An 11,784-nucleotide genomic window follows, 5' to 3' on the forward strand; every position below is an offset into this window, starting at 1 on the left:
GGGCCGCGTCCCGGACAAGGTTCCGGATTGCGGCCCCGCCCTCATGGCAGTGCAGCTTTCAGCTTCCGGGCGTCGGGGCCGGGGCCGGTACGAAGGCGAGGAGATGGCGGACGGTTTCCGGGCCGCGCACCCTCGTGCCGAAGACCACCAGCTCACAGGCCTTCGCCGCACGGCAGTCGACGGTCCGGCCGTCGATCGCGGTGAACGCCGCCGACAGGGTCACCGTCTCGTCCAACCGGCCCTCGTCGCTGGTGGCCGGGGGCCGGGCACGGGGGCGGCAACCGAGGGTGTCGGTGGAGCCGGTGGCGCACTCCATGACGAGCGAGTGGTACTGCACCTCGTAGCCCTTGCCCGTCGCCCGCACCGCCTGGCCGTCCACCAGCCCCTTGTCGGGGTTCACCCGCAAGGTGGGCGGCGCCTCCAGCGGCCCGTGCGGGGCGACACGCAGCGCGACGGTGGTCAGCAGTGCCCCGTTGTTGTCGGTCAGGGCCAGCGTGCAGGGGTTCGCCGCCGAGGCCGTACGGCAGTCGAACGGCCCGGCAGTGGTCGCGAGTTGGGCGTACAGCTTCTTCGGCGAGAGTTGGTACGTGCCGTCCGGGTACACCCGGAACTGGCGGCCCGTGTCGTCGTCGCACGTGGTCACGGACGCCGAGGGCCCGCACTCCTTGACCCAGACGTAGTCCTTGGGCGGTCCGCCCGCGATGGTGAACTTGACGACGTCACCGTCGCGCAGACCGGTCGTGCGGTCGACGTTCAGCTGCGGGCCGGCGGCGGCGAGCGCTGACGGCGCCGCCGCTGTCGGCGACACCAGCTGCCAGGGGCCCCAGCCGCCGGGCAGCGTCTGGTAGATCTCCCAGGTGCGGTCGCGGTTCCATTCACGCGCCGTCAAATGCAGCCTGCCGTCGGCCAGTTGCTCGACCGTCCCGGGCTGGCTCAGGCCCACGTCCTGGCCGGGGACCGGGCCGGTCGACTGGACGGGGCCCCAGCCCGATGCCGCGCTCTGCTGGTGCCGCAGCTCCATCGTGCTGCCGTTCCTGGAGCCGGAGGCGAAGGCGTCGATGCTGCCGTCCCGCTCCTTGAACAGCACGACTCCGCCGTGGTACGGGGTCGGGGCCAGGCCGAACGCGTCGGGTTCGCTCCAGCCGGCCGCACTGCCGTTCTCGACGGAGTGGCAGAACGTACCGTAGGTCGAGAACAGCAGCTCGATGGCTCCCGCGGAGTTCTCCATCGCGGTGATGTAGTAGCTCTTCGGGCCCACGGTCGCCGCGCTCACACGCTGCCAGGCGCCGTAGGTGCCTCCCGGCGCCACCTGTTCGCGGTGCCAGACGAAGGGCAGGCCCCTGGTCGCCGTCGAGTCGTAGAAGAGCTGGAACTGGGCGATCCGGCCGTCCGTGCGGTCCACCGAGACCAGGCTGTCGGAGACCGGTGAACTCGCCAGACCCCTGGCACCCGTGTCCGTACTGCACGCCGGTGTCGTGGCAGCGGCGGCTGCGACGGGCTCCGCCTGGGCAGCCGCCGGCACCGCCGCGACACCGGCACAGGCGATGGCCACCGCGACCAGCCCCCGCCCGAGCACCCCAACTCCCTTGTCCGAACAGCCTCTTCGTCGTAGACGCATCTGCTCCCACCCCAATCGGAATCCCCACCCGGCAGGGGAGAATCCTCTCGGCGCACGAGGCCCACGACCAGCTCGCAATCGGCCAGCGTCACTATCGAGAACAAGCCGCGGCAAGCGGGGCAGCCCGTCCGTCGCCCGCGCGTCAGCACCGGGCGTCCTCGGCGTCTGCCCGGGACGGGTCCGCGCGCCCGGCCTCGTCCCGGGCAGCGATGTCGCGGATCAGAACGTTCTGATCGTCCGCGATCGTCGCGAGCACGCGTGCGTGACGGGTGATGAACGTCCACCCCGTGTGCGATTCCGGAACTCCACCCATGGGTGAATCGCAGGCCTGGCGATGCACGCCGAGGGATACCCGAACTTTACTTCATGTATCACTTGACGTGCGTCGCGTGCGCGCGCGAGTCTGGGCGTGCATGACGTGAATGAACTGCCGTAGTGCGCAGGGGGAGATGGCCATGCCGCGCTGTGATCAGGACGGGGCCGGGCAGGCCGGCGCATGCACCCGGCTGGCCGCGTTCACCGGCGCGCACCAGCTGTCCGGGCTCACGGTCTTCAGCCGCCCCGACGGTGACCGGACGGTCGTCAGCGTGTGCGGCGAGCTCGACCTCGCAGCGGACCACCAGCTCCTGCACGTCCTGCGCCCGGACTGCTCCGCACCCGACGCCACCGGACCCGCCGGGGAGGCCGGGCGGCCCGCTGTCGGCGGCGTGGACTTCTGCGACTGCTCCGGCGTGGACCTCCTCCTGGTCATCAGGCGGGAGGGCCTCGGCCCGGATCACGCCGAGAACTCCGCCTCCCGGCGCCCGGGCGAGGCGGAACCCGATGAGGACCTGCGCCGCGAACTCGACCAGCTGCGCCGGGCCATGCGAAGCCGCGGCACCATCGACCTGGCCCGGGGCGTCCTCATGGCCGCCTTCGGCCTGAGCCCCGACGACGCCTGGCAGGCCCTCGTCTCCACCTCCCAGCACACCAACACCAAATTGCGCTGCCTGGCCGAGCAGGTGGTGGAGTCCGCCAGGGGCACCCCGCTGCCCGAATCCGTACGCAGACAACTCTCCGCGGCCGTCGCCGAGGCCACCGAGCCCGCCGAGTCGCAGCGGTAGCGCGCGGGCAGCCCAACCGGGCGCGGGCGGCTAGGCGTTGGGCTGTGCCGCCGAGTGGGACGGCTCGGTTTCCGCCCGTGCCGCTCCCGCGTCGCGGGCCGCCGAGGCGAGGGCCTGGAGCGCCTCCAGATGCCGGGCCAGCGCGTCGCGCCCGTCATCGGTGAGGCACAGCCAGGTGCGGAAGCGCTTGCCGGCCGCGCCCTTGCGGATGCCCAGGTATCCGGCTGCCTCCAGGGCCGAGGCGGCCTTGCTGAGGACCGAGTCGGAGACCTGGCAGTAGTCGCGTACGGTCGCGAACTCGGCCTCGTCGCAGGCACTGAGGAAGGCCGCGACGGTGAGCCGGGTGGGGTGGCGGAAGGCCGCGTCGAAGGCGGCGCCCTGCGATGCGGCGGCTCCGGGCGTCACGCCCCCTCCCGCAACTTCCTTGTGACCGTGGTGTTCTGCCAGGCGGAGTGGGCCCAGACGCCGAGCCCCAGGACCACACCCGCCACGCCGAGCGTGACCGGGACACCGAGACCGAGCGACAGGCAGACGCCCCACACCACGGCGAGCGCGGCCGCGACCGAGAGGGCGACCGCTCGCTTTCGTGCGGGGGAACGGCCCACGAGGACACCCGTGGCGCGCTTGCGGAGCCGGGCGAGGCCGAGGCCGAGCAGTACGACCAGGAGCCCGGCCCAGCCCCATATGCCGTTGATTCCATGGGAGTTGGCCGCACCCATCCCCATGCCATAGGCCGCCGGCAGGGCCGCGGCCGAGGGGCCGTACCAGGAGGGAACGAGGCGCGCCCGGAGTTCGGCGCGGGTGCGGGCCGCTTCGACGTCCCGCAGTGCGCTCGCGGCGGCGTCCGCATCGAGGGACGGTGCGTCGGGGCTGCGGTCCTGCGTCGGCATGGGACGCCTCCACCTTCCGTAGGAGCGCCGGCCGAACGGAGGTCGGGCACCGGCTTGTCCTTGCCACCCTCTCAAGAACTTTCCAAAAGGGAAAGTGAAGCTCAGGCCGAGGGTGCCGGGGTGAGCGCGGCGGCGTACGTATGGGCGCGGACCGTGTCGAACAGGGTGCTGACCTCCTGCTCCGTCAGCCCCGATGCGGCGGCCTCCCGCATCCACTCGGCGAGCCGGGCCCGCAGCGGTGAGTCCGGTTCGCTGCCGGGGGCGGCCAGGGAGCGGGTGATGAAGGTGCCTGCCCCCTGACGCACCTCGACGAGCCCGGACCGTTCCAGCTCGCGGTACGCCTTGAGGGTGGTGTTGGGGTTGACCTTCGTGTCGGCGGCGACCTGTGCCGCGGTGGGCAGCCGGTCGCCCTCCTCCAGCGCGCCCATCCGCAGGGCCTGCTCGACCTGGTGGACGATCTGGAGGTACGCGGGCACTCCGCTGCGTCGCTCTATGCGGAACACGACCATCGCACCCGCCTCCTTCCCTGCGGCTCGACGATACGGGCTGGTGTGAGGACCGGCGTAGGGACCCGGGTACGGCTACAGCGCCTGACGCCGGGTGCGCCACACCACCAGCGCCACCAGAAGGGCGCCTCCTCCCAGCAGGAGGCCGGCCGCGGTCCACTGCAGGGTGGCCATCTGGTCGTAACCGAAGTAGTCCCATACCGAGTTGACGATCCCCAGTCTGGCCCGGCAGGTCTCGGGCGCCGCGTCGGACACGCACGTGCCCCAGCCGTAGACCTTGCCGGACGCGGTGCCGATCCACTGGTCGACCTGGACCGCGTCGTTCAGCACGGCCGGATGTGCGCCGTCGAACGGGAAGGCGACACGGCGTGGAGTGGCGAGCCGCGTCCTGAAGTGGTCGCACACCAGGAGGAATGCCGCCGAGGTGAAGAACGTGACGGCCATGGCGGTGACCGCGCGTCGCGCCAGCGCGCCGATGGCGATGCCGAGGGTGGTGGTGAACAGGCCGAGCGCCATCAGGACCGGCAGGGTGTTGTCGAAGACCGTGCCGTCGAGCCAGTTGCTGGAGACCACGTGGCGGACGGCCCGCCACCACCAGCCGAACAGTGCGCCGAGGACCCCGGTGGTGACCGCGACCAGGCCGAGCGCGAAGCCCAACTTCCAGGCCAGCCAGCGCAGTCGGGACACCGACTGGGTGGCGACGAGGCGGGCGGTGCCGTGCTCGTGGTCGGCGGAGAGGAGCGGGGCGCCGATGAACACGCCGAACACGAGGGGCAGATAGCCGAGGTACCTGGCGAAGCCGTTGAAGGAATTGTCGAGGCGCTGCACCGTCGCCCCGTCAAGGTCTTCGCTGGACTTCGCGGGCCAGCCCGCGCCGTGCAGCGTGTCCAGCATGGTGGCGCGCTCATGGATGATCCAGAGCGCCCCGAGGAGGGTCACCGCGGCACAGGCGATCAGGGCGGCGCGGTGCTGACGCACCATCAGCCAGGCCAGTCCGCGCAGTCGGCGGCGCCCGCCGAAGGAGGCTTCCTGTGCGGGGGTGCGGGCGAAGACACTCATGCCGCGTGCTCCTCTCGGTGGGCGGGGACGGCGGTCGGGGAGAGCAGCGCGGGGGCCTCGGGGTGGCGCAGGTAGCCGAGCAGCACCTCCTCCAGGCTGGGTTCGGCGAGCTGCCAGGTGCCGTCGAGCGGAATTTCGTGACGGACCAGTGCGGTGAACTGCCGTCCCGCGGTGCGGACATCGATCACCGTATGGGTGCCCAGGGCCTCGGGCAGGCCACCGTCCGCGGTCACTCCGGTGACCAGGGTGTGCATGGGCACCAGTTCGTCGGTGTCACCGGCCATGCGGACCCGGCCGTCGGACACCACGAGCAGGAAGTCACACATGTGCTCCAACTCGGACAGCATGTGGGACGACATCAGGACGGTGGTGCCGCGTTCGGCGACCTCCGACATGAGCAGGGAGCCGATCTCGTCCCGGGCGAGCGGGTCGAGGTCGGACATAGGTTCGTCCAGGAGCAGGAGGTCGGGGCGCTTGCCGAAGGCGAGCGCGAAGGCGACCCGGGTCCGCTGGCCGCCCGAGAGGGTGCCGATCTTGGCGTTCGGCGCCAACTGCCCCTCCCGCACGATCCGTTCGGCCGCCGCCTGATCCCAGCCGGGGTTGAGCTCCTGCCCCATGCGCAGGGTCTCGGCCACGGTGAAGCGCTTGAACAGGGGCTTGTCCTGGCCGAGATAGGCACACCGGGGCCGCACGGACGGATCGCCGACCGGGCGGCCGAAGACGCGCAGTTGCCCCCGCGTGGGCTCGACGAGCCGGGCCGCGATTCCCAACAGGGTGCTCTTTCCTGCTCCGTTGGGGCCGACCAGGCCGCAGACGCGGCCGGCCGGAATCCGGAAGGTCTCCTCCCGCAGTGCCCACCCCCGGCGGTACCTCTTGCCGAGACCGTGCGCCTCCAGGGCCCACCGGCTGTCATCCCCACCCGAAGTGGCCGTGCCGCTCATGCTCCCCCTTCCGACCGATTCCACTAGTCAACTAGTGGAATCATGGTCTGGTCGACGCGAGCCTGTCAATTGCCGCCACCCGTCGCAGGGCGCTCCGGCGGGTCTCTTGGCATGGTCTGGTCAGACCTGCGAAGCTTCCCCCCAGCTGTCGCCCTGACCCCAGGAAGACATGCGAAGTCTCACCTCAGCGAACGTGCACGTGCCGCACACAGTCCGCGGCCGTCTCCCGGCGCACCCAGGCCGGTCGGACGGCCACCGAGCAGGCCGTAATCCCGGCCGCTTCAAAGGAGTTCCGTGTGAGATCCACCCCCCACAAGTCTTTCGCGGCGGCCGCCTGCGCCGTCGCCGCGCTGGCCGCCGTCACCCTTCCCTCCGCGCAGGCGTCGGCCGCGGCGCCCGCCGCACCCGCCGCCTGCACTCCGACCCAGGTGGTAACCAACGGCGACTTCGAGAGCGGCACTTCGCCCTGGACCCAGTCGTCGACGAGTGTGATCACCAACCGCGCCGGCGAGTCCGCCCACGGCGGCACCCACTTCGCCTGGCTGAACGGTGTGGGCAGCACACACACCGACACCCTCTCCCAGAGCGTGACCATCCCCTCGGGGTGCAGCACCGCCACCCTCACGTACTGGCTGCACATAGACACGGCCGAGACGACGACGTCGACCGCGTACGACAAGCTGACGGCGAAGATCGGCAGTACGACGCTCGCGACCTACTCGAACCTCGACAAGAACACCGGCTACGTACAGAAGTCGGTGGACGTGTCCGGGTTCGCGGGGCAGACCGTGACCCTCGCCTTCACCGGCACGGAGGACTCCAGCCTCAAGACCAGCTTCGTCCTCGACGACGTCGCACTCAGCACCTCCGGCGGCACCACCCCGCCCGCCGACTCCACCCGCACCCCCGCCGCGCCCGCGTACACCGTCAACCTGACCAGCAACGCGAGCGGCAACGGCTGGACCGGGCACGAGAGCGCGACCTTCACCAACGCCTCCGCCACCGCGCTCAGCGAGGTGTATCTGAGGCTGTGGGACAACTACCACGGCACCTGCTCGGCCATGCCGATCACGGTCAGCAACGTCACCGGCGGCACCGCGGGCGCCCTCTCGGTGGGCTGCACTGCCCTCAAGATCGACCTTCCGGCGCCGCTGCCCCAGGGCCAGAGCGCGACCATCGGCTTCGACCTCGGCATCACCGTCCCCGACGGTGCCGACCGCTTCGGCGCCGACGGGGCGTTCAACAACATCGGCAACGCCCTGCCCGTCCTGGCGATCCGTGACGCGTCGGGCTGGCACCTGGACCCGTACACCAACAACGGGGAGTCGTTCTACTCGCTGGCCGCCGACTTCAAGGTGACCCTCGACCACCCCACCGGCCTGCTGGTCCCGGCCACCGGCACCTCGGTGGACACCCCCGGATCCAGTGGCCGCACGATCACCACGGCGACCGCCTCCAAGGTCCGCGACTTCGCCTGGGCCGCCGGGCCGTTCAGCAAGATCTCCGGCACCTCACCGGCCGGCACCGCGATCAACATCTACTCGGTCTCGGGCATCAGCTCCTCCAGCGCCCAGTCGATGCTGGCGACGGCCAAGTCCGCCGTGGACACCCACGCCGCCCGCTTCGGGGCCTACCCGTACGGTGAGCTCGACGCGGTGATCGACAACAACTACTGGTTCGGCGGCATGGAATACCCGGGCTTCGTGCTCGACCTGGTCTCCACCACGGCGCTCACGCACGAGATCGGGCACCAGTGGTGGTACGGCATCGTCGGCGACGACGAGTACAACAACCCCTGGCTGGACGAGGCGTTCGCCGACTACTCCACCGACCTCGCCCTGAACCAGACCGGCACCAACTGCTGGAACAGCGTCTCGTGGGCCTCGTCGAGCGAGAAGATCACCAACTCGATGGCGTACTGGGACGCGCACTCCTCCCGCTACTCCACGGTCGTCTACGGCTACGGCAAGTGCGCTCTGCACGATCTGCGCCGGGTGCTCGGTGACAGCGTCATGGCCAAGTTGCTGAAGGACTACGCCACTTCGCACTGGTACGGCGTCTCGACCACGGCCGAGTTCAAGGCGGCGGCCCAGGCGGCCACGTCCACGGACCTGACCTCGTTCTGGACGCAGCACCGCATCGACGGCTGAGATCCGTCACGCACCAACGGTCTGCCGCGCGGGGCAGTGGTCCGCCACACGTCCCGCGCGGCGGACCCGCGTCACGGGGGCGGGCCGGGTTCAGTCCCGCTCCGCGTCGAAGGCGGCGAACATGTCGAGCAACGGCTGCGGCGCCCGCGCGTTGAAGATGGCCTCAAGACCGTCGGCGGACTCGCGGGCCGTCGCCTCGCTGCGCGGGAAGAGTGCCTCCTCGTACGCCGCGAGGGCCGCCTCGGTGTCACCGGCGTGCCGGGCCAGAGCGAGCCCGAGGTCGGCGCCGTCCTTCATGGCGAGGTTGGCTCCCTCGCCGGCGAACGGGGACATCAGATGCGCCGCGTCACCGAGCAGGGTCACTCCAGGCACCCGCTCCCAGCGGTGGCCGATGGGCAGGGCGTGGATCGGCCGGGCGGTGAGCGGGCCGTCGGCGTCGGTGACCAACTGCCGCAGGGCGGGCGCCCAGTCGGCGAAGTGGGCCAGGAGCGCCGTCCTGGCGGCGGCCGTGTCGGTGAAGTCGATGGTGGACAGCCAGTCCTCGTCGGCACGGAGCGCCGTGTAGAGGTGCAGGCTGCCGTCGGTCTCCCGGTGGCCCAGGAATCCCTTGTCGTCCCCCAGGGCGAAGAACATGCCGCCGCCGATCAGCCGCGCGGCCTCCGGGTGGCGGGCCTCGGCGTCCAGGAGGTCGAGTTCGACGAAGGAGATCCCGGTGTACGCGGGGGTCGCGGCGGACAGCAGCGGCCGTACCCGGGACCAGGCGCCGTCGGCACCGATCAGGAGGGCGGTGGTGAACACGCTGCCGTCGGCGAGCGTCACCTCGTGCACTCCCCCGCCGGTCGGGCGGGCGCCGGTGATCTTCGTGTTCCAGTGCACCGCGCCGGGCGGCAGCGATCCGAGGAGCAGCCCCCGCAGATCGCCGCGGTCGATCTCCGGCCGGCCACCGGTGCCGTCGTCGGGCTCCTCGCGCAGGACGTGGGCGTGCTTGTCGAGGACGCGCATCGACTGACCGCCGGGGTGCACCTTGGCGAGGAACTCGTCGTGCAACTGGGCCGCGCGCAGAGCCTCTTGGCCCGTTTCCTCGTGGATGTCGAGCATGCCGCCCTGGGTGCGGGCGTCCGGCGACGCGTCGAGGTCGAAGACGTCGGCGTGGATTCCGTTCACCCGCAGGACCCTGGCCAGGGTGAGGCCGCCGAGCCCGGCGCCGATGATGGCGACGTCGTGGTGCGGGATGCCGGTGGGGGCGGACGGGTTCGCGGTGGTGTTCGGCTGAATGCTCATGCCGGGGTCCTCTGTTTCTTGTGTGGTGCGCCGAGTGCGGCCGTTGCGCCGGTGGGCCCGTGGCTCCCTCAGGGGGTCTCGCGCGGCGTGGTCTTCGTGCCGTTGATCACCGCGCGGAAGATCCAGGCGAAGCGCTGTTCGGGCGTGCCGGAGACGAGGTCGTCGCCGAGGGCGGCGATGCGCGGGTAGACGCCGGCGGGCGCCTCGCGCAGGACCGCCGTGAGCGCGTCGTGCTCGTCGTCGGCCGTAGGGGACTGTGCGCGCGTGGACTGCTCGGCGGCGGTCGCGGTCGCGACCTGGAGCAGCACGTCCACCCCCCAGGCGGCCTGCGCGTCCGGCACTCCTCCGTCGTGGAGGAGCCCGAGGATGCCCTCGACCAGCGCCAGGTAATGCGGTCCTGACGGCCGGGCGACCAGCGCGGAGCGAGCCAGGCCGGGATGGGCGAACAGCACCTCGACGTACGAGCCGAGCACCCTGAGCAACCGCTCCCGCCAGTCCCCGCCCGCGTCGACCGGGGCGAGGTCCACCGCGCCGAGCAGTGCCTCCAGGATGGCTGCGTGCAGCTCGGCGGTGTTGGCCACGTACACGTACAGCGAGGCGGGGCCGGTGTCGAGCTCCTGGGCCAGGCGCCGCATGGTGACGCGCTGCAGCCCTTCGGATTCCATCAGCCGCACGGCCGTCGAGACGATGCCCGCGTGGGTGAGCGCGGACTTGGCGGGCCGCTCGCGGCGGCTGCGGGGGCTGGAGGGCTGCGAAGTCACGACACCAAGGTAACGAACATGTTCGTTACGAACAAGTTCGGAGCGAACATGTTCGCTCAGGAGCTCTTCCGGTGGGGTCGGTGAGCGAGAGCGGTGTCGGCCGCGTCGAGGATGCTGCCGAAGGAGCGGACGATCATCGGCCGCACGAGAACGCGGGTCAGCACCGGGCCGAGCAGGGGCAGCTTCATCTCGGCACGGGTCGTCCAGCGCACCAGGGTTCCGCCGTCGACCTCGCTGAAGGTCATGCCGCCGAACTCGTGCCGGGACGGCGGCACACTGCGCTCCACCACGTACTCCGTGGTGTACGGGGCCTCGTAGCGCGTGATCCGCTCCCTGAGCCAGCCGATCATCCAGAGGTGGCTGCGCACCGCGCCCACCCCGTACGGCGCCGAGTCGCCCCGGCGGGCCAGGCGGCAACGCAGCACCAACGGTGAGCGGGTGTAGTTGGTGGTGGTCGTGAGCCAGGTGAAGACGTCGTCGATGGGGGCCGCGATGACGCGCTCGCTGGTCATGGTTTCCACGGCTGATGACCTCCTCGGTCGAGTGGGCGGACCGTGTCCGCACGGTGGAGCTTGTCCGGGTTGCGCAGGGCGTACAGGCCGGTGATGAGTCCGCCACGGATCTCGAAGACGACCAGCCAGTCGAGTTCGCCGTCGGCCAGGAACCGTGCCGCGGGCATGCCGTTGTAGGTGGCGGACTCGATCTCGGTCGCCTCGGTGATGCTGGTACGCGCCACGCCCAGGACGAAGCGCGCGACGTCGGCGCTGCCGACGACCGGACGGCGCGCCGCGGAGGCCTTCCCGCCGCCGTCCGACATCTGGACGACGTCGGGTGCCATCAGGTCCATCAGCGTCTGGATCTCGCCCGTCGACGTCGCGCGCAGGAAGCGCTGGACGATCTCGCGGCTGGCCGCGGAGTCGGGCTCGAAGCGGCGGCGCCGCGCGTGGACGTGCCGCCTTGCCCGATGGGCGATTTGACGGACCGTCACTTCCGATTTGCCCACCGAGGCGGCGATCTCGCCATGGGGGTAGCCGAACACGTCGTGCAGCACGAACACCGCGCGCTCGGTGGGGTTCAGCGTCTCCAGGACGAGCATCAGGGCCATCGACACCGACTCGGCCAGGACCACGTCCTCACTCACCGCGGGTCCGGTACGGATCGGCTCGGGCAGCCAGGTGCCGACGTACTCCTCGCGGCGGGCCTTGACGGTACGCAGATGGTTGAGGGCCTGGCGGGTCACTACGCGCACCAGATAGGCGCGCGGATGCCCGACCCCCGCCGCGTCGACCGCGCTCCAGCGCAGATAGCTCTCCTGCAGCACGTCCTCGGCGTCGGCGACGCTGCCCAGCATCTCGTAGGCGATGGTGAACAGCAGCGCACGGTGCTCGGAGAAGGCATCCTCCTCGATGGCAGTCCCCTGGCCCGCGGCCGCCCCCTCACCGAATCCACCCGAAGTCCCCGGCATCCCGTCCGGC

12 protein-coding genes and 1 pseudogene are annotated in these 11,784 nt (G+C 71.1%); 2 read left to right on the forward strand and 11 right to left on the reverse strand.

Annotation, left to right across the window (positions count from 1 at the left end; all coding sequences use genetic code 11):
* Positions 1 to 58 precede the first annotated feature (58 nt).
* Together IE267_RS10140 and IE267_RS10145 are read right to left on the reverse strand one after the other, a co-directional pair.
* Positions 59 to 1,576 (reverse strand): neocarzinostatin apoprotein domain-containing protein, encoded by a 1,518-nt coding sequence (locus tag IE267_RS10140; protein ID WP_189762893.1) that lies wholly within the window; start codon positions 1,574 to 1,576, stop codon positions 59 to 61.
* Positions 1,577 to 1,817: 241 nt separating this feature from the next.
* A pseudogene (locus tag IE267_RS10145) lies at positions 1,818 to 1,931 on the reverse strand (MarR family transcriptional regulator); the annotation flags it as partial.
* A gap of 142 nt (positions 1,932 to 2,073) precedes the next feature.
* On the opposite strand from IE267_RS10145, the gene IE267_RS10150 reads away from it, so the two are divergent.
* On the forward strand, positions 2,074 to 2,721 hold the full coding sequence (locus IE267_RS10150) for an ANTAR domain-containing protein (protein ID WP_189762894.1): 648 nt from the start codon (positions 2,074 to 2,076) through the stop codon (positions 2,719 to 2,721).
* 30 nt (positions 2,722 to 2,751) lie between these two features.
* On the opposite strand, the gene IE267_RS10155 is transcribed toward IE267_RS10150, so the two are convergent.
* From IE267_RS10155 to IE267_RS10175, 5 genes are all read right to left on the reverse strand, one after another.
* Positions 2,752 to 3,126 carry a transcriptional regulator gene (locus IE267_RS10155; RefSeq protein ID WP_167160630.1) on the reverse strand — a complete coding sequence of 125 codons (375 nt, stop codon included), beginning with the start codon at positions 3,124 to 3,126 and terminating at the stop codon, positions 2,752 to 2,754.
* On the reverse strand, positions 3,123 to 3,611 hold the full coding sequence (locus IE267_RS10160; RefSeq protein ID WP_189762895.1) for a hypothetical protein: 489 nt from the start codon (positions 3,609 to 3,611) through the stop codon (positions 3,123 to 3,125). Before IE267_RS10160 ends, IE267_RS10155 begins: the two co-directional genes overlap by 4 nt.
* A 101-nt stretch (positions 3,612 to 3,712) precedes the next feature.
* Positions 3,713 to 4,120 carry a GntR family transcriptional regulator gene (locus IE267_RS10165; RefSeq protein ID WP_161244301.1) on the reverse strand — a complete coding sequence of 136 codons (408 nt, stop codon included), beginning with the start codon at positions 4,118 to 4,120 and terminating at the stop codon, positions 3,713 to 3,715.
* Between the two features lie 72 nt (positions 4,121 to 4,192).
* Positions 4,193 to 5,176 (reverse strand): ABC transporter permease, encoded by a 984-nt coding sequence (locus IE267_RS10170; RefSeq protein WP_189762896.1) that lies wholly within the window; start codon positions 5,174 to 5,176, stop codon positions 4,193 to 4,195.
* On the reverse strand, positions 5,173 to 6,117 hold the full coding sequence (locus IE267_RS10175; RefSeq protein WP_189762897.1) for an ABC transporter ATP-binding protein: 945 nt from the start codon (positions 6,115 to 6,117) through the stop codon (positions 5,173 to 5,175). Before IE267_RS10175 ends, IE267_RS10170 begins: the two co-directional genes overlap by 4 nt.
* A 296-nt stretch (positions 6,118 to 6,413) precedes the next feature.
* Here IE267_RS10175 and IE267_RS10180 point away from each other — a divergent pair, with 296 nt between their 5' ends.
* On the forward strand, positions 6,414 to 8,267 hold the full coding sequence (locus IE267_RS10180; RefSeq protein WP_167160622.1) for a M1 family aminopeptidase: 1,854 nt from the start codon (positions 6,414 to 6,416) through the stop codon (positions 8,265 to 8,267).
* A gap of 90 nt (positions 8,268 to 8,357) precedes the next feature.
* Here IE267_RS10180 and IE267_RS10185 read toward each other — a convergent pair whose 3' ends face one another.
* The 4 genes from IE267_RS10185 to IE267_RS10200 all read right to left on the reverse strand — a co-directional run bounded on the left by IE267_RS10185 (position 8,358) and on the right by IE267_RS10200 (position 11,774).
* Positions 8,358 to 9,548, reverse strand: a complete 1,191-nt coding sequence (locus tag IE267_RS10185; RefSeq protein WP_189762898.1) for an FAD-dependent oxidoreductase — start codon at positions 9,546 to 9,548, stop codon at positions 8,358 to 8,360.
* A gap of 68 nt (positions 9,549 to 9,616) precedes the next feature.
* Positions 9,617 to 10,309: a TetR/AcrR family transcriptional regulator gene (locus tag IE267_RS10190; RefSeq protein ID WP_189762899.1), complete on the reverse strand. Its 693-nt coding sequence runs from the start codon at positions 10,307 to 10,309 to the stop codon at positions 9,617 to 9,619.
* A gap of 56 nt (positions 10,310 to 10,365) precedes the next feature.
* The gene (locus IE267_RS10195) at positions 10,366 to 10,830 is read right to left on the reverse strand and encodes an SRPBCC family protein (protein ID WP_189762900.1); all 465 of its coding nucleotides are present in this window, start codon (positions 10,828 to 10,830) and stop codon (positions 10,366 to 10,368) included.
* Entirely contained in the window at positions 10,818 to 11,774 is a 957-nt protein-coding gene (locus tag IE267_RS10200) for an RNA polymerase sigma-70 factor (protein WP_189763027.1), read from the reverse strand. Before IE267_RS10200 ends, IE267_RS10195 begins: the two co-directional genes overlap by 13 nt.
* Positions 11,775 to 11,784 lie beyond the last annotated feature (10 nt).

Source organism: Streptomyces xanthochromogenes (assembly GCF_014650455.1).
In the GTDB taxonomy this organism is placed as follows: Bacteria; Actinomycetota; Actinomycetes; order Streptomycetales; family Streptomycetaceae; genus Streptomyces; species Streptomyces xanthochromogenes.

Bases quoted from the DNA above. Each gene is read 5' to 3' on its own strand.
- IE267_RS10150 (WP_189762894.1), top strand. From the start codon at position 2,074: ATGCCGCGCTGTGATCAGGACGGGGCCGGGCAGGCCGGCGCATGCACC.
- IE267_RS10160 (WP_189762895.1), bottom strand. From the start codon at position 3,611: ATGCCGACGCAGGACCGCAGCCCCGACGCACCGTCCCTCGATGCGGAC.
- IE267_RS10165 (WP_161244301.1), bottom strand. From the start codon at position 4,120: ATGGTCGTGTTCCGCATAGAGCGACGCAGCGGAGTGCCCGCGTACCTC.
- IE267_RS10170 (WP_189762896.1), bottom strand. From the start codon at position 5,176: ATGAGTGTCTTCGCCCGCACCCCCGCACAGGAAGCCTCCTTCGGCGGG.
- IE267_RS10175 (WP_189762897.1), bottom strand. From the start codon at position 6,117: ATGAGCGGCACGGCCACTTCGGGTGGGGATGACAGCCGGTGGGCCCTG.
- IE267_RS10185 (WP_189762898.1), bottom strand. From the start codon at position 9,548: ATGAGCATTCAGCCGAACACCACCGCGAACCCGTCCGCCCCCACCGGC.
- IE267_RS10200 (WP_189763027.1), bottom strand. From the start codon at position 11,774: ATGCCGGGGACTTCGGGTGGATTCGGTGAGGGGGCGGCCGCGGGCCAG.